Source organism: Azonexus hydrophilus (assembly GCF_905120355.1).
Taxonomy (GTDB): domain Bacteria; phylum Pseudomonadota; class Gammaproteobacteria; order Burkholderiales; family Rhodocyclaceae; genus Azonexus.
Genome location: NZ_CAJHOB010000001.1, coordinates 1 through 24141, shown reverse-complemented (window position 1 = coordinate 24141; position 24141 = coordinate 1). Strand labels below are relative to the sequence as shown.

General features: G+C 63.7%; 19 protein-coding genes. 9 read left to right on the top strand and 10 right to left on the bottom strand.

Annotation, left to right across the window (positions count from 1 at the left end):
* Nucleotide 1 precedes the first annotated feature (1 nt).
* The gene (gene ppsR, locus JYJ39_RS00095) at nt 2-811 is read right to left on the bottom strand and encodes a posphoenolpyruvate synthetase regulatory kinase/phosphorylase PpsR (protein ID WP_205200920.1); all 810 of its coding nucleotides are present in this window, start codon (nt 809-811) and stop codon (nt 2-4) included.
* A gap of 202 nt (nt 812-1013) precedes the next feature.
* Between ppsR and JYJ39_RS00090 the strand changes: the two genes are divergently transcribed.
* On the top strand, nt 1014-1433 hold the full coding sequence (locus tag JYJ39_RS00090) for a CBS domain-containing protein (RefSeq protein WP_205200918.1): 420 nt from the start codon (nt 1014-1016) through the stop codon (nt 1431-1433).
* A 14-nt stretch (nt 1434-1447) separates the two neighbouring features.
* Here the strand turns inward: JYJ39_RS00090 and JYJ39_RS00085 are convergent, their stop codons facing one another.
* From JYJ39_RS00085 to JYJ39_RS00075, 3 genes are read right to left on the bottom strand one after another with little or no spacing between them, the layout of a single operon-like run.
* Nucleotides 1448-4927, bottom strand: coding sequence for an AAA family ATPase (locus JYJ39_RS00085; RefSeq protein ID WP_205200916.1), 3480 nt, complete (start codon nt 4925-4927; stop codon nt 1448-1450).
* Nucleotides 4924-6144: an exonuclease subunit SbcD gene (sbcD, locus tag JYJ39_RS00080; RefSeq protein ID WP_205200914.1), complete on the bottom strand. Its 1221-nt coding sequence runs from the start codon at nt 6142-6144 to the stop codon at nt 4924-4926. The genes JYJ39_RS00085 and sbcD overlap by 4 nt, the downstream gene beginning before the upstream one ends.
* A 56-nt stretch (nt 6145-6200) precedes the next feature.
* Nucleotides 6201-7679: a protein adenylyltransferase SelO gene (locus JYJ39_RS00075; RefSeq protein WP_205200912.1), complete on the bottom strand. Its 1479-nt coding sequence runs from the start codon at nt 7677-7679 to the stop codon at nt 6201-6203.
* Between the two features lie 124 nt (nt 7680-7803).
* Here JYJ39_RS00075 and JYJ39_RS00070 point away from each other — a divergent pair, with 124 nt between their 5' ends.
* Nucleotides 7804-8151 carry a hypothetical protein gene (locus tag JYJ39_RS00070; RefSeq protein ID WP_205200910.1) on the top strand — a complete coding sequence of 116 codons (348 nt, stop codon included), beginning with the start codon at nt 7804-7806 and terminating at the stop codon, nt 8149-8151.
* Nucleotides 8152-8232: 81 nt separating this feature from the next.
* On the opposite strand, the gene JYJ39_RS00065 is transcribed toward JYJ39_RS00070, so the two are convergent.
* Nucleotides 8233-10266, bottom strand: a complete 2034-nt coding sequence (locus tag JYJ39_RS00065) for a TonB-dependent receptor domain-containing protein (RefSeq protein ID WP_205200908.1) — start codon at nt 10264-10266, stop codon at nt 8233-8235.
* A gap of 188 nt (nt 10267-10454) precedes the next feature.
* Between JYJ39_RS00065 and JYJ39_RS00060 the strand changes: the two genes are divergently transcribed.
* On the top strand, nt 10455-10868 hold the full coding sequence (locus tag JYJ39_RS00060) for a Fur family transcriptional regulator (protein ID WP_205200906.1): 414 nt from the start codon (nt 10455-10457) through the stop codon (nt 10866-10868).
* On the opposite strand, the gene siaD is transcribed toward JYJ39_RS00060, so the two are convergent.
* From siaD to siaA, 4 genes are read right to left on the bottom strand one after another with little or no spacing between them, the layout of a single operon-like run.
* Nucleotides 10861-11670 carry a biofilm regulation diguanylate cyclase SiaD gene (siaD, locus tag JYJ39_RS00055; RefSeq protein ID WP_205200904.1) on the bottom strand — a complete coding sequence of 270 codons (810 nt, stop codon included), beginning with the start codon at nt 11668-11670 and terminating at the stop codon, nt 10861-10863. The two genes, JYJ39_RS00060 and siaD, sit on opposite strands and share 8 nt — an antisense overlap.
* On the bottom strand, nt 11663-12040 hold the full coding sequence (gene siaC, locus JYJ39_RS00050) for a biofilm regulation phosphoprotein SiaC (protein WP_205200903.1): 378 nt from the start codon (nt 12038-12040) through the stop codon (nt 11663-11665). The genes siaD and siaC overlap by 8 nt, the downstream gene beginning before the upstream one ends.
* 21 nt (nt 12041-12061) lie before the next feature.
* Entirely contained in the window at nt 12062-12604 is a 543-nt protein-coding gene (siaB, locus tag JYJ39_RS00045; protein WP_205200902.1) for a biofilm regulation protein kinase SiaB, read from the bottom strand.
* Nucleotides 12591-14621, bottom strand: a complete 2031-nt coding sequence (gene siaA / locus JYJ39_RS00040) for a biofilm regulation protein phosphatase SiaA (RefSeq protein ID WP_205200901.1) — start codon at nt 14619-14621, stop codon at nt 12591-12593. Before siaA ends, siaB begins: the two co-directional genes overlap by 14 nt.
* A gap of 197 nt (nt 14622-14818) precedes the next feature.
* On the opposite strand from siaA, the gene purL reads away from it, so the two are divergent.
* Genes purL through JYJ39_RS00025 form a run of 3 tightly spaced genes read left to right on the top strand, consistent with a single transcriptional unit; the run spans nt 14819 to nt 20284 of the window.
* A complete protein-coding gene (gene purL, locus JYJ39_RS00035) occupies nt 14819-18784 on the top strand; it encodes a phosphoribosylformylglycinamidine synthase (protein WP_205200896.1) in 3966 nt (1321 codons plus the stop codon).
* 40 nt (nt 18785-18824) lie between these two features.
* A complete protein-coding gene (locus JYJ39_RS00030) occupies nt 18825-19568 on the top strand; it encodes a YecA family protein (protein ID WP_205200894.1) in 744 nt (247 codons plus the stop codon).
* Nucleotides 19568-20284, top strand: a complete 717-nt coding sequence (locus JYJ39_RS00025) for a uracil-DNA glycosylase family protein (protein ID WP_205200892.1) — start codon at nt 19568-19570, stop codon at nt 20282-20284. Before JYJ39_RS00030 ends, JYJ39_RS00025 begins: the two co-directional genes overlap by 1 nt.
* A gap of 21 nt (nt 20285-20305) precedes the next feature.
* Here the strand turns inward: JYJ39_RS00025 and JYJ39_RS00020 are convergent, their stop codons facing one another.
* Nucleotides 20306-20620, bottom strand: coding sequence for a DMT family transporter (locus tag JYJ39_RS00020; RefSeq protein WP_205200891.1), 315 nt, complete (start codon nt 20618-20620; stop codon nt 20306-20308).
* A 232-nt stretch (nt 20621-20852) separates the two neighbouring features.
* Here JYJ39_RS00020 and JYJ39_RS00015 point away from each other — a divergent pair, with 232 nt between their 5' ends.
* From JYJ39_RS00015 to JYJ39_RS00005, 3 genes are all read left to right on the top strand, one after another.
* Complete coding sequence (locus tag JYJ39_RS00015) at nt 20853-21764, top strand: bifunctional GNAT family N-acetyltransferase/nucleoside diphosphate kinase regulator (RefSeq protein WP_205200888.1); 912 nt, start codon at nt 20853-20855, stop codon at nt 21762-21764.
* Between the two features lie 413 nt (nt 21765-22177).
* Nucleotides 22178-23857, top strand: a complete 1680-nt coding sequence (locus JYJ39_RS00010) for a ShlB/FhaC/HecB family hemolysin secretion/activation protein (RefSeq protein ID WP_240189478.1) — start codon at nt 22178-22180, stop codon at nt 23855-23857.
* A 7-nt stretch (nt 23858-23864) separates the two neighbouring features.
* A partial coding sequence (locus JYJ39_RS00005) for a hypothetical protein (RefSeq protein ID WP_205200884.1) occupies nt 23865-24141 on the top strand: 277 nt, incomplete at its 3' end.

Here is a 24141-nt window from a genome sequence, read left to right as displayed (position 1 = left end):
GTTAGCGCAGGTTGAGTTCCTGCAGGATGGTGGCGGATATTTCTTCGATCGATTTGGTGGTGGAGTCGAGCCAGCGGATACCTTCACGGCGCATCATCTTTTCGGCTTCGGCGACTTCATAGCGGCAATTCGGCAAGGAGGCGTATTTGCTGCTGGCCCGGCGCTCTTCGCGGATCTGATGCAGTCGCTCGGGCTGAATGGTCAGTCCGAACAGCTTGCTGCGGTGTTTTTCCAGTGTGCCGGGCAAGCGGCCACGGTCGAAGTCTTCCGGGATGAGCGGGAAATTTGCGGCTTTCAGGCCGAACTGCATGGCCAGATAAAGGGATGTGGGTGTCTTGCCGCAGCGGGAAACGGCGACCAGAATGACATCGGCTTCAGCCAGGTCGCGATCAGTGATGCCATCGTCGTGGGCCAGTGTGTAGTTGATGGCTTCGATGCGTTTTTTGTAATCGAGGCTGTCCGCCTTGCCGTGCGAACGGCCGGCGGTGTGGCTCGATTTCAGGCCCAGTTCTGCTTCCAGCGGTGAGAGGAAACTGTCGAAATACGACAGACAGAAAGCATCTGCCTGGTGCACGATGGCCGCGACATCCTTATTGACCAGGGTGGTGAAAACGATCGGTCGCATGCCGTCTGTTTCCCCCTGGGCGTTGATACGCAGCAGGGCTTCGCGTGCCTTATCGGTATTGTCGAGGAAGGGGATGCGTACCAGCTTGAACTCGACATCCTCGAACTGCGTCAACAAACTGTGTCCGAGCGCTTCGGCGGTGAGCCCGGTGCTGTCGGAAACGAAAAAAACCGTGCGTTTGATCATGCGTATTTGTTTGGCAGCGAAAGGTTCGCAGTTTAACCGATTGCTGTTTGCTTTATGCCTCCGTGGAGGGCACGGGAACCGAGGCGGAAAATGTACTTTCCGTGTTGACCGGTAGCTGTGGCAACGACGTGTGGCAACGGCGTTGACCCTGCGGCGCCCGGCGGCCTATAGTCGAGGCGAGCATCACTCCGGGAGAACTGCCATGCTGAGCCTGCCTGTCGAGGAATTTACCACCCCGAACCCGGTGGTTGGACGTGAAAACTTGTCGCCGGATGAATTGCGTGAATTGATGCAGGCGTACGGTATCCGCCACCTGCCCATCGTGCGTGACGGTGTCGTGGTCGGTCTGGTCAGTGACCGTAATGTGCGTTTTGCGCAAAGCCTGTCCCGGGCGCATTGCATCCAGATCAGTGCCGCCGACATCATGGCGACCGACCCGGTCATGGTCAACGCGTCGGATGCACTCGACGATGTTGCCTTCATCATGTCGGACAAGAAGATCGGCAGCGTCATCGTCAATGAGGCGGATGGCAGTTTCCTCGGTATTTTTACCGTAACCGATGCGCTCAACGCCCTGATCGAAATTTGCCGTGCCGCGCGCGGCGGGCATTGCAGCAGCTGACACAGGGGCACCCCTCAGGCGCTGACCCGCAATTGCGAATGGCCGATACCGCCGTTCTTGCGCACTTCGATCTGCACCGGAATGCGCTCTTTCAGGCCGGCGACGTGGCTGATGATGCCGATGCTCTTGCCGCTGGCGTTGAGACTGTCCAGGGCGGCGAGGGCCAGGTCGAGACTGTCGGCGTCGAGCGTGCCGAAGCCTTCGTCGAGGAAGAGTGAGTCGATCGAGGTTTTGTGGCTGACCAGATCGGCGAGTGCCAGTGCCAGTGCCAGGCTGACCAGGAAGCTTTCGCCGCCGGAGAGGGTGCGCGTGTCGCGGGCGACTTCGCCCTGCCAGCTATCGACGATGTCGAGTTCGAGTTCGCCTGTCGTCTTGCGGCGCAGCAGGTAACGGCCGTGCAGACGGGCCAGGTGGCCGTTGGCGAGCTGCAGCAGGTGGTCGAGGGTGAGGCCCTGGGCGAATTTGCGGAATTTGTCGCCCTTGGCCGAGCCGATCAGGCCGTCGAGGCGCTGCCAGAGGTCGGCGTCGGCGGTCTGTGCGGCGATTTCCTGGAATAGCGCCTGCTGGCTCTGGCGCGCCTCCTGGTCGCGGGTAAGTAGCGCGCGCCGGGCGCCGAGCTGTTCGCTGAGTTCGCGGCGCTGCTGGTCGAGTTGGGTGAGGGCGGCGCCAAGGTCGGCGAGCGGCGGTACTTCGGTTTCTCCGCTAGCCTTAGGCGTGTCATCGCTGGCCGGCGCGCCGGTGGGCGCGGCGTGCAGGCGAGCGAGTTTTTCGCGGGCGGCCTGGAGTAGCGTGTCGGCCTGCTGCTTGGCTACTTGCCGGCTTTCCCGGGCTTGCTGCAGGCGCTGGCGTTCTTCCGTCGGTAGCAGGGCGGCGGTGTAGGCTTCGAGATCTTTGAACGGGCTGGCGGCGAGTGCCGTTTGCCAGGCGCTGGCGGCGTCGGTGAGGGTTTGTTGCTGTCGGGCGAGGTTGGCGTCGAGTTGTGCCTGTCGGCCCTGCAATGCGGCGAGTTGCTGGCCGAGTTCGGCGAGGTGCTCGGCGCAGCGGGCGAGGGCGGCGGCGGGGTCGGCTTCGGCGCTGGTTGGCGTCGGCGGGAGAGCGTCGGCGGCTGCGGCCCGTCGTTGCGCGGCCTGTTCGGCCCAGTGAATGGCCTGGGTTTGCGCGGCGTCGGCGCGTTCCTGCTGCTGGACGAGTTGGGTGGCGAGTTCCTGGCGGCGGTGCTGGGTCTGCTGCCAGTGCTGCCATTCGGTGTCGCGCTCAGCCAGCCAGGCGGCCGGGTCGGCAGGAATGTCGGCCAGGGTTGCCTTGAGCCGGGCGTCGAGTTCGGCCTGTTCGGCGGCGATGCCTTGGCCGGCTTTGGCGATTTCCGCCTGGCGCAGCGCGGCGGTTTGCCCGGCCTGGATCAGCAGTTGCAGCTGGTTGCCGGCGGCGAGTAGCGCCTGGGTGGCGTCGGCGGCGGTCTTGGTGGCGGTGTGGACCGCCTGTTCGTCGCGTTCGGCGGCTTTCATGCGCTCGTCGAGCGCAACCAGGCGTTGCTCAGCCGCGTTGCGGGCGGCGGCGATGGCTTTTTCGTCCTGCCAGGCGTCGACCGCAATACTGTCGGCCGGCAGCGCGGCGAGCTGGCTCTGCCAGTCGTCGGCGAGGCGGGCGAGGTCGCGGGCGGTCTTTGCCTGTTGTTCCTGCAGCGCGGCGTGCGCGGTCTTCGCCTTGGTCTGCTCGTCGCGCAGTTGCTGGCCTTTGTCGACCAGCTCGGCGAGCGACTTCTGCGCCGCCAGCAATGCGGCCTCGGTGGCCGAAACGTCGAGCGCGGCGTAGTCGGCGATTGCCGGGTGCTCGTGCGCGCCGCACAGCGGGCAGGGCTGGCCCGGCTGCAACTGGCGGCGGTGGTCGGCGAGGCTGCGGATCAGGCGTTCCTGTTCGAGCAGCTTCTGCTTGTCGGCGACCTGAGCGTTCAGCACCTTGTGCTGCTCGCGCAGCGCGACCAGCCTGCTTTCCCGGGCGGCGATCTGCGCTTCGCCCTGCTGCAGTTGCTGCGCCTGCGCGCCTTGCTGGGCGGTGAGTTCGCGGCGCTGGTGGGCGAGGGTGTCGAGCTGCTGCCAGCGGTTGCCGGCGGCCTGCTCGCGCTGCCAATGGGCGCGCAGCTCGGCCAGTGTCTGCCCGGCGAGGCATTGGTTCTGTTCGGTACGGCTGGTGTCGAGCGCGGCGTCGGCGGCGGTTTTTGCCTTCTGCGCGGCGTCGACCGTCAACTGCTGGGCGGCGCGTTGCCGTTCGTTGGCGGCTTGCTCGGCGGTGAGTTTCTGTTGCGCCTGCTGCTGGGCGGCGAGTTCGCGGATGAGTTTGTCGCGTTGCCGGAATTGTTGATCCCAGAGGCCAAGGCGTTCGCCGAGTTGGGCGCGCTGCGCGTGGGCGGCGCAGAAATCGTCGATCTCCTTCGCTTCGCGCCGGCTGTGTTGCAGGGCCTGTTGCGCCTGGGCGGCGACGGCGGCGGCGTGGCTGGCGGCAGCGTCGTGGCCGGCCAGTTGTTCGGCCTGCAGGCGGCTGCGTTCGTCGTGCAGCGTCTGCCGTTCGGCGGCGGTCTGGCGGGCGGCGGCGTCGGCCTGCTGCCATTGCTGGTGCAGCGGGCGCAGCGCTTCCGCCGGTTCGCTGTCGCTCAGGCGCTTGAGTTCGGGCGCGGCGGCGGCCAGCGCGGCGTCGGCGGTTTGCTGGCGGGTGAGTGCGGCGGCGACTTCCTGTTCGGCCTGGGCGAGATCAAGGCGCCATTGGCGCTGCGCTTGCGTCTGTGTGTGCTGGCGCTGGACGTCGGCGAGCTGTGTTTCAAGCACGGCGCTTTCCTGCAGCATCGCGGTGCGCTGCTCGTCGCTCATCAGTGCCATGCCGTCGGCGCGGGCCTTGAGCTGGGCCAGTTTGTCCCTAGCTTCGCGCGCCTGCTCGAAGACCTTGCGCGAGATTTCACCGTAGATTTCGCTGCCGGTCAGTTCTTCGAGCAGTTCGGCGCGCTCGTTGGCGCTGGCATTCAAAAAGGCCGCGAAGCCGCCCTGGGCGAGCAGCATCGACTTGGTGAAGCGCGGGAAATCGAGGCCGGTGATTTCGGCGACGCGTTTCAGCTTGTCGTTGGTCTGGGTGCTGAGGATGGTGCCGTCGCCGGTCGCGAGTTCGACTTTCGGCGCCTGCAGCGCGCCGTCGGCCTTGTCGCGGGCGCGGCGCTGGCTCCAGAAGGCGCGGTAGACGGCACCCTTGACCTCAAATTCGACCTCGGCCAGGCAGTCGGCGGTGTGCCGCGTCATGATGTCGTTGTCGGACGCCGAGATCGTCTTCAGGCGCGGCGTCTGGTGGTAGAGGGCGAGGCAGATGGCGTCGAGCAGCGTCGACTTGCCGGCGCCGGTCGGCCCGGTGATCGCGAACAGCGCGTTGTCGGTGAACGGCGGCCGGGTGAAGTCGATGAACCATTCGCCTTTCAGCGAATTGAGGTTCTTCAGGCGCAGGGTGAGAATTTTCATGCTTCTTCCCCGCGCAGGGCGGCGACGATGGCGCGGTAGCGGCTGTTCAGCGCCGCTTGCAGGTCGTCGCTCAGTTCCTCCTGTTGCAGGCGGCGGGTGAAGACATCAAACGGGTCGAGTTCGTCCAGCGTCTCGCTGGCGGCGGCTGCCAGGCGGGCGGCGGCGTTGCCGCGCTGGCGGCGGATGCGTAGGACTTCGACCGGCCAGCCTTCGGTCATCTTCTCGATGCGCGCCGGCAGGTCGGACAGGTAATCGTCATCGGCGACCGTGACTTCGAGCCAGGCCGGGCGTTCGCGCGTGCCTTCGGCGGCTGCGGCACCGATCGCGCCGGCCAGCGTTTCCAGATTGCCGCTGATGGCGACCAGGCCTTGAAAGCGCGGTACCGGCAGCACGGTGACAGTTTTCAGGCCGTCGCTGTCGAGGTCGACCAGCAGGATTTCCTTCTGTTGCCGCGCTTCGTCGAAGCCGAGCGGCAGCGGCGAGCCGCAGTAGCGGATGTGTTCCAGCCCGCCGACCTTCTGCGGCCGGTGGATATGGCCGAGCGCGATGTAGTCGGCCGGCGGGAAGGCGCTGGTCGGGAAGGCTTCGAGCGCGCCGACGTAGATTTCACGCACCGATTCGCTGGCGCTGGCGCCGACCGTGGTCAGGTGGCCGGTGGCGATGATCGGCAGGGTGACGCCGAGCGCGGCCATTCTGGCCCGGGCGGCGGCGTCGACCGCAACATAGTGCTGCTGGATCGCCTGCTGCAGTGACTGCTGCTTGTCCTCGGCGCTTTGCCCGGCCTGGCTCTGCAGCACATCGCGCGGGCGGACGAAGGGGACGGCGGCGACGATGCAGCCGGGCGTGCCGTCGCGCTGCGGCAGCACGACGACTTGCGTGCTGATGTCTTCGTGCGTCGCGGCAATCACCGTCGTCCCCAGGCGCGCCAGCAGTTCGCGGCTCTCCCCCAGTGTCGCCGGCGAATCGTGGTTGCCGCCGAGCAGCAGCAGCGCGACGCCCGCCTCGTGCAGGCGGACGACCAACTGGCTGTACAGCTCGCGGGCGTAGGAGGGTGGGGTGCCGGTGTCGAAGATGTCGCCGGCGATCAGCACCGCATCGACCGCGTGTTCCGCCACCTGTTCGAGCAGCCAGACGATCAGCGCCTGATGCTCGGCCTGCCGGCTCTTGCCCATGAAATGCTGGCCGAGGTGCCAGTCGGAGGTGTGGAGGAGGCGCATGCGGGCGGCTTGGCGATGACAAAGGCCGGATTTTACGGCCTTTGTCCGGCCTTGCCTCAGGTCCCGCAGAAGGTCTGGTAGCTGGCGGTGATTTCCGGCGCTGCCGGTTCGGTGTAATGGCGGTCGGTGTCGCGTTCGTCGAAGGGCGCGCGCAGTGCGGCGAGCAGGGCCTCGAAAGGGGCCAGATCGTTACGGTCGACGGCGGCTTCGAGCGCATTTTCGACCTGGTGATTGCGGGCGATCAGCCAGGGGTTGGCGCGCTTCATGGTCGCCAGCAGGGCGGCGTCGCGTTGCGGCTGGCGGGCTTGCCAGCGTTGCTGCCAGGCGGCGGCGTCCGGGTCGTCGGCGAACAGCCGGGCGAGTGCCTGCGGGCGGCCGTCGGCAAAGTCGTGGAGGGCGCGGAAGCTGTTGGTGAAGTCGTGGCGGCCGCGTTGCAGCAGGCTCAGGAAATCGTCGGCCAGGGCGCGGTCGGTTTCGGTGTCGCCACTGTCGTCGATGCCGAGCTTGGCGCGCATCACGTTCAGCCAGCAGGCGGCGTGACGCTCGGGGAAGGCCTCGATTACCGCTGTGGCGGCGGCGATGGCGCGGTCCGTGTCGGTGTCGATCAGCGGCAGCAGGGTTTCCGCCAGGCGGGCGAGGTTCCACTGGGCAATCGACGCCTGGCGGCCGTAGGCGTAGCGGCCCTGGCTGTCGATCGAGCTGTACACGGTGCGCGGGTGGTAGCTTTCGAGGAAGGCGCAGGGGCCGTAGTCGATGGTTTCGCCGGAGATGGTCATGTTGTCGGTGTTCATCACGCCGTGGATGAAGCCGACCCCGAGCCAGCGTGCGACCAGCTCGGCCTGGCGGCCGGCGACGGCGTCGAGCAGCGCCAGGTAACGGTCGGCGCGGCCGACCAGATCCGGGTCGTGGCGGGCGATGGCGTAGTCGGCGAGCTTGTGCACGGCGGCCGGGCCGTGATGCACGGCGACGTATTCGAAGGTGCCGACGCGCAGGTGGCTGGCAGCAATACGGGTGAGCACGGCGCCGGGCAGGGCGCGGTCGCGGCGCACCATGTCGCCGGTAGCGACCACGGCCAGTGCCTGCGTGGTCGGGATGCCGAGCGCGTGCATTGCTTCGCCGACCAGGAATTCGCGCAGTGCCGGGCCCAGCGCGCACTTGCCGTCGCCATTGCGCGAGAAGGGGGTGCGCCCGGAGCCCTTGAAGGCGATGTCGCGGCGCCGGCCTTGACGGTCGATGACCTCGCCGAGCAACAAAGCGCGGCCGTCGCCCAGGCGCGGCGAGAAACCGCCGAACTGGTGGCCAGCGTAAGCCTGGGCGACCGGCTTGGCGCCGGCCGGCAGCAGGTTGCCGGCGAACATCGCCAGGCCCTCGGGGCCGGCCAGGAGATCGGGGTCGGCGCCGAGTTCTTCGGCCAGTTCGCGGTTCAGGCGCACCGGCTTGGGGGCCGGCGCGGCTGCCGGCTGCCAGGGGACGCAAAACTCGGCGAGCGTCTGGGCATAGGTGGCGGAGAGGGCAAACGGGCGAAATTCGGGCATGGCGGTTTTCCGGGCAATGGCCGGGTTGACCGTGACAATCGCCGGCGGTTCAAGCCATCGGCGTTCCCGCCGGCGGCCGGGTGGTCTATGCTGCGGCCTTTGGCAACCGTTTCTGGAGTGAGCGATGGGCAACACGCGCGGATGCGTCCTGCTGGCATGTGCCGTCCTGCTGGCCGGGCCGGCGACGGCTTCGAGGCTGAAAGTCCTCGGTTTCGACGACAATTCCTGCGCCGCCTGGCAGGCGGCCGCCGCCGATCCCGACCAGCGGGCGGCGCAGGTGGCCTGGGTGCGCGGCTTCCTGAGCGGCCACAACTACGCCAACCAGCGCCAGCAGGTGACCGACGTCTCGGCCGGCACGGTCGAGCGCAACATCGAGCAGTACTGCCGCAAGAACCCGGACGGCCAGTTCATCGATGCGGCCTACCGGATGAGCGACAGCATGTCCGGGCGCAACGGGCCGATCCGCAAGTGAGCACGATCAACTGCAGCGCTTGCCGTTCATCCGTGTGAAGCTCCCGTTGTACGGCCTCCCGCCACGGCATGCGGCAGACACTCAGAAGGCGATGCGCACACCGAGCGTGATATTGCGCCCGGCCAGCGGGGCAGTGTGCTTGATGAAGGAAGTGTGCGCGTAAGCCAGTTGATTGCCGAGATTTTCGCCCTTCAGGTAGAACTGGGTCGCGAGGCCGTTGAGCCGCGTGGTGTAACTCAGGCGCAGATTGAGCATGTTGTAGCCGGGGGTTGCGCTTTCATGGGCGGCTACCCGGTTCTGTCCCGCAACGCGGTAGAACTCGAGTTCGCCGCGCCACGGGTCACCCAGGCGGGCATCAAGACGGACGCCCAGACGCGCAGCCGGGATGCGCGGCAGATTGCCGCCACGGTCGAGATGGGCGCGGACGTAATCGCCGAACAGGGTCAGGCCAGTCTGGCGGCTCAATTGCTGGCGTACGGAACCTTCGATGCCGGTGAAGATGGCGTCGCCCTGGGTATATTCGATCAACTGCAGGCCGTCGTCTTCGTCCAGGGTGCTGGCGTAGATGTAATCCTTGATGCGGTTGCGATAAACGCTGAACGAGAAGGTGGTCGGGCCGGCGGTTTTTTTCAGCGTCAGGTCAATGTTGTTCGAGGTTTCGCGTTGCAGGCGGGGGTTGCCTAATTCCCAGGTGGCGGAAGCCATGTGCAGCCCGTCGGCGTAAAGTTCTTCGGCGGTGGGCAGGCGGTGGGCGCGCGCCAGTGTCAGGCCGAGGCTGTACTGCGGCGCCAGGCGCCAGTGGAGGCCGAGCGCTGCCGAGGTGCCATCGTGGCTGCGGTTGGGCTGTGCCGAATCGGTGTCGATACGCTGCCATTCGTGGCGCAGCGCGCCTTCCACCCGCCAGGGACCGAAGCGTTTTTCTTCGAGCAGGAAGACGGCATGCTTGCGGGTCGTACTGGGCTGGACATAGGCTTCCTCGCCGGTCGCACTGAAATCACGGAAACTGCTCTGCAGGCCGATGACCCCGCGCCAGCCGGCGAGTGGGTGGTGCTGCAGTTCGAACCGGCCGTCGCGGGCCTTGTTACGGAAACGGGTGGCAACTTCGTTGCCCTCCAGTTCGTCGTGCTGGTAGTCGGTCAGGCCGCCGCTGAAACGCAGTCGAGAAAAGCCGGCCAGGGGCTCGAGGTATTCGCCGCGCACATCCCAGCGTTCGCTGCGCAGGTCGACGCGGGGCACCCCGTGTGCTTCATCGTCGTGGCTATGTCCGCCATGGCTGCCGCAATGCAGGTGCGTGCCATGCAGATGGCAGTCTTCGAAATCATGGCTGTGGCCGGGCAGGCCATAGACGTTGTTCTGTGCCGTATAGGCCAGACCGACATAACCGCGGTCGCCGACCCACGACAGACCGAGACTGCCAGTGCGGGTGCGCGTGTCGCTGCCGGCGACCCGTTTGCCTTTGTGCCAGCCGTGGCCGACGCGGTAATCGTCGCTGTCACGGTACAGCCCTTCGGCGTGCAGGGCGAAATTGCCACTGCCGGCCGTGACGGCGAAGGTGCCGGTGCCTTCGCGGGCGGCCGAGGCGCCGAGCATTTCGACATGGCCGGCGTAACCTGCGGCCGGAATCTGCGTGGGAATCTTGTCATCGAGGCTATTGACGATGCCGCCGCTGGCGCCACCGCCATAGGCCAGACCGGAAGGGCCGCGCAGGATCTCGATCTGGTTGCTGAGCAGAGGTTCGATCGCCACTGCGTGATCCTGGCTGATGGTCGAAGCATCCATCACTTCCGAACCGTGGCTGAGGATGCGCACCCGCGCCCCGTCCATGCCGCGAATGACGGGGCGACTGGCGCCGGCGCCGAAATGACTGGCGTGAGTGCCGGGCTGGTTCGCCAGCGTTTCGCCCAGTGTGGCTGCTCGCTGAGTGAGCAGGTCATCGGCGGTGAGAACGGTGACGGGCGTTGTCATGTCATCCATCCCCAGCGACAGGCTGCTTGCCTCGACGGTAATCGCCGGCAGCGTGGATTCCTGCGCGGTGGTGTGTGTTTCAGCGGCGCTTGCCGGGAGTGGAGCAAAGATGCAAGCGAGTGCCAAGGCGAGAGGAGTCGGTTTGAACATGATGGGTGTGGCCAAGTGTGGTGAGAATCAGAATTCAAGATGATAATGAATTCTCAATATCGGATCAATCGACACCTTTCCATGCGGCAGTGGCGCCAATTTCCTCTCCGGGAAGCGCGTTTCAGGATTCGCTACGGTCACGGGCAACTGTTACAGTAGCCCCCTTGTTTTGACGCCACTGTCTGCCAATGCTTCCGAATGAACGCTCAACCCGCCAGCGCCACGCCATTCTTGCAGCCTTGCGAGCGGCGCAGAGACCGCTGCTGCCGACGGAAATCCTCGAGCTGGCACAACACGATGCGCCGGGGATCGGCATCGCCACCATCTACCGCAACCTGAAAACCTTCATGGAGGAGGGGGCGGTGCAGTTGGTGCAGCTGCCGGGAGAAAACGCCCGCTACGAGTTGTGCGGCAAGCCGCACCACCATCATTTCCTATGCCGTGCCTGCACGCGGGTCTTCGATGTGGCTGGTTGCCCGGGTGCCCTGGAGGGGCTGGCGCCCAATGGTTTCGCTGTCGATGGGCATGAACTGACCTTGTATGGTCAGTGTGCCGACTGCCGGTCCGCCCCCGAGGCGGCAGGAAATACCCCGTCTAGCTGACTTCGATCCGGTTCCGTCCGGCGGATTTGGCGTTACGCAGGGCGCTGTCGGCACGGTCCAGTGTCGCTGAATACATTTCTCCCGGCACGTGCGTGCTCAGGCCGATGCTGACCGTGGTGTGCGGGAGGGCGCTGCTGTCGAGAAAACCCAGGTGCAGCTGGGCGATTTCCTGGCGGATGCGTTCAGCGACTTGCACGGCGGAGGCAAGATCGGTGTCGGGGAGCAGGATGAGGAATTCCTCGCCGCCCCAACGGCCGCAGATATCATATTCACGGATGCTGGACTGAACCGCCTGGGCGATCTGGCACAGGGCGAAGTCGCCTGCTTCGTGGCCGAAGCGGTCATTGATCGACTTGAAGTAGTCGACGTCGAGTATGGCAAGGGCGAAGCTGCCTGCCTTGCGATCGTTGCGCAAGGTTTCCTTCTTGAGGCGCTCCATCAGGTAGCGGCGGTTGTGCAACCCGGTGAGGGCGTCGCTCAGGGCGGCTTCTTCAAGCGCGGCACTCAGTTCATGCAGGCTTTGTTGATAGCGGTCAGAGATGCGGGTGATTTTTTCCAGCCGGCGCAGCTGACGGTCGTACTGTGCATGCAGCGAGAGGTTCTGGCTACGTGAGATATCGTGATAACCGTCAGAAATGCGTACCAGCCGGGACAGCCTCTCCTGTTGTTCAGTGCACAGGCTGAGCAGTTCGGCGCAGGCCGGGCGCAAGGGGTTGTCGGCATGCGCCGGCTCGTCGAGCAGGGCGGCAAAGTGCGCCAGCGGCTGCGCCTTCTTCACTGCCGGGAAATCGCTGTCAGGCATGGGCGGTGATCAGGAAAGGAAAAGTGTAGTCTTCGCGGAACTCTTCTGCCAACTCGCGCACCCGCTCGTTCTGCGGGTCGTACAGCCAGTCTACACGCACCGCCCGGCCTTTGTTGTGGGCTTCCTCGAGCAGGTCGAAAATGTCCATCATGGCTTTGACCGAGCTGGTATTCATGTAAATCAGCCCCAGTTCCAGAGTGAGCGGCTCGGTTTTCTGGGTCAGGAAATCTTCAATCCAGGAAATGACGGTGGTGAAAAACTCGAAGGAGTTTTCCGGATAGGAGTCGCCCTGCAACGAGAGCTGGCCCAGGGCCAGATTGCTGCTGACGCTGGGAGTCGATTGGCTGCCGGGGATATTGAGTTCGTTCATGACTGTTTTTATGTGCAGGTTTCAAATGGTGGCGCGCAGGCTGAAAAAAACGTGTGTTGCATCGAGCGGGGCCAGGCTGGCCGTCAGCGGTGCAGTTGATTTGCGGGCAATGTCGATGAGTCCGAGCCCGGCACCGGTGACGGCATCTTCCGGACGAGGCTGACGCAACTGGGTCTTGTAGGCGGCCTTCAATTCTGCCGGACTCATGGCCGCGAGATGGTCAACCCGGGCGAGGAGTTTCTCTCCGTCTTCCTTCTCCACCATGTTGCCGGCCTGCACCAGATAACGGCCATCCGCGTCGCGTGCCACCACCACTGTGGCCGAGCCGGCGAGCTCGTCGTAACCGTGGGCCAGTGCGTAGTGACGGATGTTCTGGGTCATCTCGATATAGACACTGAAAACGTCCATTGCCGCTGAAATATGGGCTTGCTCAGCTTGCAGGTAGTTTTTCAGAGCACTGCCGATTTCTTCGATCAGGCTGCGTGAAATCGGGCCGTTGAAGCAGAGTAGGATGCGGCTCTGGTTGAAGTGTGTGCGCAGTTCGAACAGATCAATGTGGGTCATGTTGTGCCTGTTTTTGGTCGAAGCGGAAGGATAGCACTGTGATGTCGTCACGTTGCGGGTAGGTGCCCTGATAGAGCGCCAGGGCTTGACTGAAGGCGCTGGCATGCTCGCCCATCGGACGACGGGCGTTGCTGCGCAGGAGTTCGGCGAAGCGGCTGTTGCCGAAGCCGTAGCCCCGCTCGCCACCGGCCTGGTCAAGGAAACCGTCGGTGGATAGGGTATAGGTGACATCCGGACGCAATGCGATGTCCTGGTCGGTATAGGTACCTGGTCGTCGGTCACCGATCGAACGGCGGTTGGCGTCCAGCTGGCCGATTTCGTTGCCGTCACTCCAGTAGAGATTGATTTTGGCTCCGGCAAAGCGCAGCATGCTCCGCTTCAGGTCTACGAACACTAGGCCGGCGTCGAGGTTGGTGGCAATGGCGCGCGGCAGTTCGCATTCCTGCAGCATGGCGCGCATGCCGCGATCAGTTTCCTGCAGGATGGCGGCAGGCTGGTCAAGGCCGCAGGTATTGATGGCATGGTCGAGGGCGGCGCGGGCAAGCATGGTCATCAGGGCGCCGGGAACGCCATGGCCGGCGCAGTCGACCACCCCCAGCAGATAACGCTCACCGTCCTGGCGGAAAATGTAGAAATCGCCACCCACCACATCGCGGGGCTGCCACAGTACGCAGTGTCTCTCATCGAGTGTTTGCCGCAGTTGTTGCTGCGGCAGGATGGTGCGCTGGATGAGGCTGGCGTAGTCGATGGAATCGCTGATCTGCCGGTGCGCCCGCTGCATTTCCTGGTTGGCCTCGGCGAGCGCCTGGGTGCGTGCGGCGACCTTGTTTTCGAGCTCCGTCGTGTGGTCGCGGATCTGCTGCGCCATGCTGCCAAACGCCTGGCTGAGATCGCCCATTTCGTCGCGGCTGGCAGTGGGCAAGGGGGTGTCGTAGTCGCCGCGGGCAATGGCAGTGGCGGATTGCTGCAGTTTTTTCAGTGGTCGCAGCAACAGACGTTCGACGGCATAGCTGAAGGCCAGCAGCAGGGTGGCCAGCAGCATGACGAGCAGGATCAGGCCGCTGCGTGCCCAGGTTTGATCGAGAATCCGCGCCGCCTTCAGATCCATGGCTGTGACGATGTGCCAGCGCAATTCGGGAATGTAGGCCAGTGCCATGAGTTGCGGTTTGCCGGCGAGATGGACCGGAATGATGACGACTTCGTCGGTTTTTTCCTCGGCGTTGCGCAGCGCCGTCGCCAGAAGTTCGCGGTCGCTGGCGTGGTCGAGCTGGCCGCTCAGGGTCTGCTCCGGCGGCAAGGCACCGAGGGCACTGTGGGTGATCTGGTTGGTGGCAATCAGGCGGATGTCGCGATGCGCCTGAATGGCGCCGTTCTGGGCCACGATCATCGGTGTCAGGCCGACCTCCGGAGTGACGATGAAACGTTCGATGAAGGTGGTGAGATCGAGACTGCCCCCGGTCAGGCCGAGGACCTTGTCACCATCGCGGATGATGGCGTTGAACCAGATTTGCGTGAGCTTGAGGTTTTCGTCGTAGTTGACGTTGATGTCGTAAGAGCCCGGTTGGTGCAGGGTATTGAAAAACCAGGCGTCGCTTTTTTTGTCGCGCTGCAGCTGGTAGCTTGGAACGTCGCTTTGCCGCTGCCCATCGCCAAAATAGTAGTTGCCGGTGCTGGCGGGGATGATGAAGAAGGTCTGACTGCGAAAGTCCCGCCGGTAGCCTTCGGCTTCGGCAAAAAACAGGCTGCGTTTGGCGGCATCGTGCTCGTCGAGCAGCCATTGGCGGGTGACCTGCGAATCGGCCAGGCGTAGCGACAGGGTCAGCTCGCGGCTGACAGGGGCGAGAATTTGCTGGCGCTTGAGCAAGGTGAAATTGCGCAGGTAGGCTGTACCGAAGTGCTCGCGTACGGCATCAAGCACCTGCCAGCCGACCAGGCCCGCGGGAATCAGGGCGAACAGGCAGGCTAGCAGAAGCGCCAGCATCGATTTGGCCCGCAGGCCGAATCCCCAGGTTGCCATGTCCGTTGAGTCCGCGCAAAAGAATGTGGCAAATTGTAACGCGGCCACTGGGGGCTGGAGGCGTAGCGATGCAAAAAAACACGGCATTCTCTGGGGCGTGCCGCCAATATGGCGACGCGTGATCTGATGCCCCATTTGGAGAAGGCGAAGGTGGCCTCGGGTATAATTCGCACCTTTCCGCACAACCTTGAATTCCCATGGCCGATATCCTTTGCTTGCAGGGCGCTGCTGCCTTTTCCGCGTTTCGATTGCAACGTCTCGTTGATCGCCTGCAGGTGGTGCTGCCGAAAATGGTGGCCTTGCGGGCGGATTACTGGCATGTGGTGGAAGTTAAACGGGCCTTGAGCGATGCCGAGCGTGCGCAACTGGCGGCTTTGCTGGAAGAGGAGTCGGCGGCGGTAGCGACGGGCGAATTGTTTCTGGTGACGCCGCGCATCGGCACCATCTCCCCCTGGTCTTCCAAGGCCACCGATATTGCCCACAACTGCGGACTGGCCGACGCAATCGAGCGCATTGAGCGGGTGATTGCCTTCCGTCTTGAATTGCCGGCAGGCAAAACCCTGACCGAGGCAGAGCGGCAGCAGGTGGCAGCGTTGCTGCATGACCGCATGACCGAGTCAGTGCTGAATGATTTTTCGCAGGCCGGGGAGTTGTTCCGGCATTTCTCGCCCAAGCCGCTGGCGACAGTCGATGTGCTCCAGGGCGGCAAAACCGCGCTGGTCGACGCCAACGCCACGCTCGGCCTGGCGCTGTCCGACGACGAAGTCGATTACCTGCTCGACATCTTCACCCAGGCTGGCCGCAACCCGACCGACGTTGAACTGATGATGTTCGCTCAGGCCAACTCCGAGCACTGCCGCCACAAGATCTTCAACGCCTCCTGGGTGATCGACGGCGAGAAGAAGGACAAGACGCTGTTCGGCATGATCCGCGAAACCCACGCCGCCAACCCGCAGGGTACGGTGATGGCCTACGCCGACAATGCCTCGATCATCGAGGGCGCGACCATTCCGCGTTTCTACCCGGATGCCGACCGCGGCTATTCGTACAAGGAAGAGCTGACCCACATCCTGACCAAGGTCGAGACGCACAACCACCCGACCGCGATTTCGCCGTTCCCCGGCGCCTCGACCGGCTCCGGTGGCGAAATCCGCGACGAAGGCGCCACTGGCAAGGGCTCGAAGCCGAAGGCCGGCCTGTGCGGCTTCACTGTGTCCAACCTGAACCTGCCGGATGCCATTCAGCCTTGGGAAACCGAGCAGCAGCGCGCCTACGGCAAACCCTCGCGCATCGCTTCCGCCCTCGACATCATGCTCGAAGGCCCGATCGGTGCTGCCGCCTTTAACAACGAATTCGGCCGCCCGAACCTGACCGGCTACTTCCGCACCTACGAGCAGGACGTGCCCGTCAATGGCGAAAAATTCGTGCGCGGCTACCACAAGCCGATCATGATCGCCGGCGGCCTTGGTTCCATCCAGGCCGAGCAGTCGTTCAAGGAAGAAACCTTCCCGGTCGGCACGCTGTTCGTGCAACTGGGTGGTCCCGGCATGCTGATCGGTCTGGGCGGCGGTGCTGCTTCGTCGATGACCGCCGGCGTCAATGCCGAAGACCTCGACTTCGCCTCTGTGCAGCGCGGCAACCCGGAAATCCAGCGGCGCGCCCAGGAAGTCATCGACCGTTGCTGGCAGATGGGCAAGGACAATCCGATTCTCTCCGTGCATGACGTCGGTGCCGGCGGCGTTTCCAACGCCTTGCCGGAACTTGCCCATTCGGGCGGCGTCGGCGCCAAGTTCGATCTGCGCAAGGTGCCGACCCTGGAGCCGGGCATGTCGCCGGCCGAAATCTGGTCCAACGAATCGCAGGAACGCTACGTGCTGGCCATCCCGCCGAACCGCATCGGCGAATTCCAGGCGATGTGCGAACGCGAGCGCTGCCCGTTCGCTGTCGTCGGCGAAGCCACCGGCGACGGCCACTTGACCGTCACCGACGCGCATTTCGGCGTCAATCCGGTCGACATGGAAATGGAAGCGCTGCTCGGCAAGCCGCCGCGCATGACGCGCGATGTCACGTCGCAGCCGTCGACCTTCGTGCCCTTCGACGCGGTTTCCATCGAACTCAAGGACGCCGCTTACCGCCTGATGCGTCTGCCGACCATCGCCGACAAGACCTTCCTGATCTCCATCGGTGACCGCTCGGTCGGTGGCATGACCGCGCGCGACCAGATGGTCGGCCCGTGGCAGGTGCCGGTGGCCGACGTCGCCGTGACTACGATGGGTTATCAAGGTTATCTCGGCGAAGCCTTCGCCATGGGCGAGCGCACGCCGCTGGCCGTGCTCGATGCGCCGGCTTCCGGCCGCATGGCCATCGGCGAGGCGCTGACCAACCTGGCCGCCGCCGATGTTGGCAGCCTGGACAAGGTCAAGCTCTCGGCCAACTGGATGGCACCGTGCGGCGTGCCGGGCGAGGACGCCCGCCTGTATGCGACGGTCGAAGGTGTTTCGGAATTGTGCAAGCAGATCGGCGTGTCAATTCCAGTTGGCAAGGATTCGCTGTCGATGCGCACCGCCTGGGAAGAGGGCGGCGAGAAGAAGCAGGTGGTGTCGCCGTTGTCGCTGATCGTCACCGCGTTTGCTGCGGTCGACGACGTGCGCAAGACGAAAACCCCGCTGCTCGCCACCGACCAGGGTGAGGGTGGAGAGAGCGAACTGCTGCTGCTCGATCTCGGCCAGAACCGCCTCGGCGGCTCCTGCCTGGCGCAGGTCTACAACGCCACCGGCGACGATGCGCCGGACGTCGATGAGCCGGCCAAGCTCAAGGGCCTGTTCGACGCGGTGCAGAAACTCAACCGCGACGGCCTGCTGCTCGCTTACCACGATCGTTCCGACGGTGGTCTGTTCGTCGCCGCCTGCGAAATGGCCTTCGCCAGCCGTTGTGGCGTCTCGCTCGACCTCGACGGCGTCTGTTTCGACGCTGCCGCGCTCGACGTTGATGGTGCCGAGAAGCGCCCGGACCTGATGGCCGGCCGCGATTTCGAGAATATCGTCCGTGCCCTGTTCAACGAGGAACTCGGTGCGCTGATCCAGATTCGCCGCGCCGACCGCGAGAAGGTCACGCCGATCCTGCGCGCCTGTGGCGTGCCTTACCACTTTGTCGGCCACCTGAACGAGTGGGACGAAATCCGCGTCACCCGCAATGCCAAGCGCGTGCTGCGCGAGAAGCGCGTCGACCTGCAGCGTGCCTGGTCGGAAACCAGCTTCCGCATGCAGGCGATGCGCGACAACCCCGACTGCGCGCAGCAGGAATTCGACCGCATCCTCGATACCAGCGATCCTGGTCTGTCGCCCAAGCTGACATTTGATCCGCAGGACGATTTCACCCAGGTTTACCAGGCCATCAGCGGCCGGCCCAAGGTGGCCATCCTGCGCGAGCAGGGCGTCAACAGTCATTACGAAATGGCGGCGGCTTTCGATCGTGCCGGCTTCCAGGCGGTCGACGTGACGATGAGCGACATTCTCGCCGGGCGCGTCAGTCTCGCTGATTTCAAGGGATTCGCTGCCTGTGGTGGCTTCTCTTACGGCGATGTGCTGGGCGCGGGGCAGGGCTGGGCCAAGACCATTCTGATGAATGCCGCCTGCCGGGAGGAATTCGCAGCCTTCTTCCGGCGCCCGGATACCTTTGCGCTCGGTGTTTGCAACGGTTGCCAGATGTTGAGCGCGCTGAAATCGCTGATTCCCGGTGCCGAACACTGGCCGGCCTTCCGCCGTAATCAGGTCGAGCAGTTCGAGGCACGCTTTGTCGCTGTCGAGTTGCTGGATTCGCCGTCGATTTTCTTCGCCGGCATGGAAGGCTCGCAGATCCCCATCGTGGTTTCGCACGGTGAAGGTCGGGCGGTTTTCGATTCGCCTGCCGATCAAGCCGCGTGTCTGGCTGCCGCCCGTTTCGTCGATAACCACGGCCAGGCGACTGAAGTCTATCCGTACAACCCCAATGGCTCTCCCGCCGGCCTGACGGCAGTGACCACTGCTGATGGCCGCTTTACCGCGATGATGCCGCATCCGGAACGGGTGTTCCGCAGCGTCCAGATGTCCTGGCATCCGTCGGGTTGGGGTGAAGATAGCCCGTGGATGCGCATGTTCCGCAACGCCCGTCGTTGGGTGGGCTGAATGGCTGATCACAGCCTGACCATTGAGTAAAGGAAACACCATGACCGCATTGAGCGAAAACGAACTTGACCGCCTGGAGGCGCTCCTGGACAGCGAGTTTCTCGGTGGCGAAGCCATGCTGCTGGACGAAATTCAGGGGTTTTTCTGCGCCATGCTCAGCGGGCCGGAGCCGATTCAGCCTGCGCAGTGGTTGCCGGAGGTGCTCGGGCCGGCGATGGAAAGCCATCTCGATGCCGAGGATCTGCGCGAATTGATCGATCTGCTGATCCGTTTTTACAATCAGCACGCAGCCGCCCTGGCGGCAGGCGAGAATTTCCCCCTGTACCTTTATCCGGAAGAAGACCTGGACGAAGCAGCCGCGGATGACGCGGCAGGCGTGGCGCCGGAGGAAGAAACCCCGTCTTTTGACTACAAGATGTGGTGCGAGGCGTATCTGTACGGTACTGAAATGAGTGCGATGCCCTGGGCAGAAGCTGCAGGCCAGCACGAGGAGCGGCTGATCGAATTGATGGAGCCGTTCTACCTCCTGACCGGCTTGCTCAAGTCCGAGGCCGAGCGCCTGGAGGAAAGCTGGATGAGCCCGGCGGAAGAGGCGCGCATTCTGGCGGACCGGCAAATGAATCTGCCTTTCATCATTCAGGATATCTACAATTTCTGGCGTGCCATGCGTACTCCGGTAACCGAACGGCGTAGCGAACCCAAGGTGGGGCGCAACGACCTCTGCCCCTGTGGCAGCGGTAAAAAATTCAAGCAGTGCTGCGGCAGCCCGGAAAAACTCAACTGATGGCGGCTGACGCACTCGTCAAGGCAGCTTTGGCGCTGTCCGACACGGTTGAAACCTTGCATTTTGCGGCGCCGGTCAGCCACGTCTATAACCCGTTGACCTACGCCTGGGCGGTGCATCGCGCCTATCTCGAGCGCTATGGACAGGGACGCAAGCGCATCGTGTTCCTGGGCATGAATCCCGGGCCATTTGGCATGGCCCAGACGGGGGTGCCGTTTGGCGAAATTGCTGCGGTGTGCGACTGGCTTGATCTGCACGGAAGCATCGGCCAGCCAGTGCAGAGCAATCCGAAACGGCCGGTGGAAGGTTTTTCCTGCCGCCGCTCCGAGGCCAGCGGCAAGCGCCTGTGGGGATTGTTTGCGGAGCGTTTTGGCACGCCGCAGAAATTCTTTGCCGACCACTTCGTGGCCAATTACTGTCCGTTGGTGTTTTTCGACCAGAGCCGCAACCTGACGCCGGACAAGCTGCCGGCTGCTGAGCGCACTCCCTTGCAGGCAGCCTGCGATGAGCATTTGCGTGCCCTGGTCGACGCCCTGCAGCCCGAATGGGTGATTGGCGTCGGCGTCTGGGCCGAGCAGCGGGCGCGCGAAGCCCTGGCTGGACGCCCTCTGAATTTTGGCCGCATCCTGCATCCCAGCCCGGCCAGCCCGCTGGCCAACCGAGGCTGGGCGCCAGCCGCCAGCCGCCAGATGGCCGAACTGGGGCTGTGGCCCTAGCGCAGAGTGCGGCTGATAGCCTCAGGAGGCTATTTTCATCAGCAGCAGGCCGCTCACGATGAGAACGGCGGCAAAGATCCGTAGCGGGCTGACGGCTTCACCCAGTACGCAGATGCCGACGACAAAAGCGCCGACGGCACCGATACCCGTCCAGATCGTGTAGGCGGTTCCCAGCGGCAGGGATTTCATCGCCATCGACAGCAGCCAGAAACTGGCGATCATTGCGGCAATGGTGATGGATGCGTATCCCATCCGAGTGAAGCCGTCCGAGAGCTTCATCGTGTAAGCCCAGACCACTTCGAGCAGTCCAGCGAAAATCAACAGAATCCAGGCCATATGGCCCTCCTTCAGGAAAGAGCCGGGCCGTCCCGGACGTGTTCACATTGCCCGCAGGCCGAGGTCGTCCTCTTGGCTGGATGATACCGTACCAAGCGCTTGCACACTCTCGGCGCGTATCCCGGCCGCCTCGACTTTGGGCCCGTGCCGCCATAGAATAGGCACCCTTTCGAAAGAACCGTCATGGCTGGGCCCATGAAAGGCTTTCATTCTTGCTGCCAACGTGGTGAAGATGATGAGACCTTTCATTTCTCTGTGTCCCGAGATCACTCGGGCTGACGCGCTCATACTCATGGACTGGCTGGAAGACGAGTGCGTCACCCGCTACCTGAGCGATTCCCGCCATGTCTCCCGCTTCATCGAAGAGGTTATCGGACGTGTTCAGTTACCTGTTCTGACGCATCTGTTCAATCAAGGCGGTCGGTTCTTCACGGCCTACGATCGGCATGATGTGCCCGTGGGCTTTGTGCGTCTGGTCAAAACCGGGTCGGACTGCGAAATGGTCCTGGTTATCGGCAACCGCGACAACTGGGGACGCAAGCTCGGTGCGAGTGCCATCCGCGAAGGGATGAAGCTCGCATTTTTCGAAATGCGGGCCGACAAGCTCATCGCCAAGGTGCACATCGAAAACACTCGCTCGCTGAAGGCTTTCGAGCGCTGTGGTTTTCAGCTGGAAAGTCAGACCCCTGTCTTGAAGTCATTCGCCATGAGTTCCAGGCGTTATCTCCGGCTCTTGCGCGAAGGCGCCGCGGAGCACACCGCCGATATCCACATCACCGAATTCGACAAGGCACGGCTCACGAATCTGCTCGCATTCGAACATCCCTCGGCCGTTTTTGAACTTGAGCACGAGATTGAGCGGGCCGTCGTCGTCGACGCGCGGCACGTGGAGCAGAACGTCATCACGATGAATTCGCGGACTTTGCTGCAACTGGACGACGAGGAAGTGGAAGTGGCGCTGGTCTACCCGGAAGATGCGGATGAGAGCGCCGGGAAATTATCGGTCTGCTCTGACATCGGTACCGCGATTCTGGGCTACAAGGCAGGTGATGCCTTTGACTGGCGCATGACGAACCGGACCCGCCATATCCGGATTAGGAAAGTGCTGTATCAGCCCGAAGCTGCAGGCTGTTTCCACCTGTAGGTTCGTGCGCTGCGCCCGGAGGGTGGAAATTGGGTGCCAAGGTTTTGGCGTACGCCGTGTTTCTTCTTGCTCATCCTGACTCCGGACAAGTCGGCAGTTTCCTGCCAAAGATCCGTTTACACAAAACTCTACTCTCTTTGAAAGTTTGGGTTCTTCGTTTGTTGTGTAAAACACAAAAAGATAATATTGCATGTTCAATAGATATGTTATCTATCTTTTTATTCAGATAAAGTCGGCTTTTCTATTGTGTGGACTATTTTGCCGTGCAATGTAGATTGAAATGTCGCAGCCCCTACGCCTTTCTCATGTCTGAACTGCATCCCTCAAATTCTTGTTGCCCGGCAAAGATGGCACCCATCTATCGCCGGCATTTTATTTTTGTCACTGTTTGCGTCGCTATCTTGGCTTGTTTTATGTCATATGCGTCTGCTCAACCCGTGCTGCCGGGCGATCTCGATTTGCAGCGGGAGCGTCAGGAAAGATTGCTCCGGGAGCAGGAACGACGCATCGAGGAATTGCGCCAACTGCCCGCAACCGCCGCGCAACCGGCGGAACCTGCGCCTGCGCCGGAGCGTTGTTTCGAGATTCGCCGCATCGAACTCACCGGAGCCAGCCTGCCCGATCAGGCGGAGCGGCAGGAACTGCTGGCCCCGTTCGTCGGGCGCTGTCTGGCGGCGGGTGACCTGAACGCGCTGTTGAAGCGCATCACCGACTGGTATCTGGATCGCGGCTACGTCACCTCGCGGGCCTATCTGCCGGAACAGGATCTCGGCAGTGGCCGGCTGGAAATCATCGTCATCGAAGGGCGCCTCGAAGGCATCGAAGCCAAGCCGGACAGCGGCCTGACGGAGCGCGAACTGAACATGGCCTTCCCCGGTAAAACGGGAGAATTCCTCAACCTGCGCGAACTCGAACAGCTTACCGATCAACTGAACCGCCTGCCCTCCAACCGCGCCGCCGTCGAACTGCTGCCGGGCGAAGCGCCGGGCGGCAGCCGTGCCGTCATCGCCAATCAGCCGGCAAAACCCTGGCGCGTTTCCTTTACCCGGCACAACGACGGCCAGCGCAGCACCGGGGAACAGCAATGGAATCTCGGCCTTGAACTCGATTCGCCGCTCGGGTTGGCCGATCACCTGATCGTGCGCGGCGGCAGCAGCACGCAGCGCACGCAGGAACGCGCCGCCGACAACGGCTTTCTGGCCTACAGTCTGCCGCTCGGCTGGTGGACGTTTTCCTACAGCTACAGCCAGAGCCGCTATCGCACGGTCAATGAATTCTTCGGCCTGCAATTCGCCGCCTCGGGCAACAGTCGCAGCCACGAACTGCGCGCCGAAAGGCTGCTGCACCGCGACGCCCAGGGCAAGACGGCGGTGAATTTCGCGCTCGGCCAAGTCGCCTCGCGCAACTACATCGAAGGCAGCCTGCTCGAATCCAGCAGTCCGCGCCTGTCCGAAGCGGCGCTGGCGTTCAATCATGGCCGGCGTATCGGCTCCGCCTTCGTCAACCTCGATCTTGGCTGGCAGCGCGGCGTCGATCTGTTCGGCGGGCGCGTCGACCGCCATCCGGACAGCGACGCGCCGCACGCCCAGTACGACAAATACACGCTGACCGGCAGCTTCCTGCAACCCTTCGCGCTGGCCGGGCAGTCGTTTTCCTTCGACAGCATGCTCTACTTCCAGAAAAGCGAGGACGTGCTGTACAGCGCCCGCCGGGTCAGCATCGGCGGCCTCGGCTCGGTGCGCGGCTTCAAGGAAGGCTCGTTGTCCGGCGACAGCGGCGGCTATCTGCGCAACCAGTTGCGCTGGCGCTCGGCCATTCCCGCCCACGCGCTCGGCGCGGCAGCGGCGGACTGGCTGCCCGAACTGGCGGGGGAATTCGGCCTCGCGCTCGCCTGGGACGTGGGCGTCATCTCGCGCGACCGCCACAACGCATTCACCGGACAGCACGGCCGCATCAGCGGGCGGGCCATCGAATTGAGCACCCGCGGGCGCAAGGCCCGCCTCAGCCTGACCTGGGCCGAATCCCTGTCGCGCCCCGCTGCGCTGCTCAAGCGCGAGCGCCCCCTGCATTTCCGTCTCGAAATCCTGCTGTGAACGTTTTTTGAACATTTCCTCTTTGAACGAATGGTTCGCCATCATGAGAAAACCCGCCCCCCTCTCTTCTCTCTCCACCCCTGACCTTATTCCTTCCCCGCGCAGCCGTTCAGGCCGTGGTGTGATCTGGACGCTGATCTGCACCTTGGTTTTGAATCCGGTCTTGCCGGCGCTGGGTCAGGTGGTGGTGGCGGGCGGTGGGACGACGGTGGGTGCGGCGGGTAACGGCGTGCCGGTGGTGAACATTGCCGCGCCGAACGCCAAAGGCTTGTCGCACAACCGTT

What these genes read in the sequence shown, in the direction of transcription:
- ppsR (WP_205200920.1), bottom strand. Translation starts at nt 811, where the DNA reads ATGATCAAACGCACGGTTTTTTTCGTTTCCGACAGCACCGGGCTCACC.
- JYJ39_RS00090 (WP_205200918.1), top strand. Translation starts at nt 1,014, where the DNA reads ATGCTGAGCCTGCCTGTCGAGGAATTTACCACCCCGAACCCGGTGGTT.
- JYJ39_RS00085 (WP_205200916.1), bottom strand. Translation starts at nt 4,927, where the DNA reads ATGAAAATTCTCACCCTGCGCCTGAAGAACCTCAATTCGCTGAAAGGC.
- sbcD (WP_205200914.1), bottom strand. Translation starts at nt 6,144, where the DNA reads ATGCGCCTCCTCCACACCTCCGACTGGCACCTCGGCCAGCATTTCATG.
- JYJ39_RS00075 (WP_205200912.1), bottom strand. Translation starts at nt 7,679, where the DNA reads ATGCCCGAATTTCGCCCGTTTGCCCTCTCCGCCACCTATGCCCAGACG.
- JYJ39_RS00070 (WP_205200910.1), top strand. Translation starts at nt 7,804, where the DNA reads ATGGGCAACACGCGCGGATGCGTCCTGCTGGCATGTGCCGTCCTGCTG.
- JYJ39_RS00065 (WP_205200908.1), bottom strand. Translation starts at nt 10,266, where the DNA reads ATGTTCAAACCGACTCCTCTCGCCTTGGCACTCGCTTGCATCTTTGCT.
- JYJ39_RS00060 (WP_205200906.1), top strand. Translation starts at nt 10,455, where the DNA reads ATGCTTCCGAATGAACGCTCAACCCGCCAGCGCCACGCCATTCTTGCA.
- siaD (WP_205200904.1), bottom strand. Translation starts at nt 11,670, where the DNA reads ATGCCTGACAGCGATTTCCCGGCAGTGAAGAAGGCGCAGCCGCTGGCG.
- siaC (WP_205200903.1), bottom strand. Translation starts at nt 12,040, where the DNA reads ATGAACGAACTCAATATCCCCGGCAGCCAATCGACTCCCAGCGTCAGC.
- siaB (WP_205200902.1), bottom strand. Translation starts at nt 12,604, where the DNA reads ATGACCCACATTGATCTGTTCGAACTGCGCACACACTTCAACCAGAGC.
- siaA (WP_205200901.1), bottom strand. Translation starts at nt 14,621, where the DNA reads ATGGCAACCTGGGGATTCGGCCTGCGGGCCAAATCGATGCTGGCGCTT.
- purL (WP_205200896.1), top strand. Translation starts at nt 14,819, where the DNA reads ATGGCCGATATCCTTTGCTTGCAGGGCGCTGCTGCCTTTTCCGCGTTT.
- JYJ39_RS00030 (WP_205200894.1), top strand. Translation starts at nt 18,825, where the DNA reads ATGACCGCATTGAGCGAAAACGAACTTGACCGCCTGGAGGCGCTCCTG.
- JYJ39_RS00025 (WP_205200892.1), top strand. Translation starts at nt 19,568, where the DNA reads ATGGCGGCTGACGCACTCGTCAAGGCAGCTTTGGCGCTGTCCGACACG.
- JYJ39_RS00020 (WP_205200891.1), bottom strand. Translation starts at nt 20,620, where the DNA reads ATGGCCTGGATTCTGTTGATTTTCGCTGGACTGCTCGAAGTGGTCTGG.
- JYJ39_RS00015 (WP_205200888.1), top strand. Translation starts at nt 20,853, where the DNA reads ATGATGAGACCTTTCATTTCTCTGTGTCCCGAGATCACTCGGGCTGAC.
- JYJ39_RS00010 (WP_240189478.1), top strand. Translation starts at nt 22,178, where the DNA reads ATGTCATATGCGTCTGCTCAACCCGTGCTGCCGGGCGATCTCGATTTG.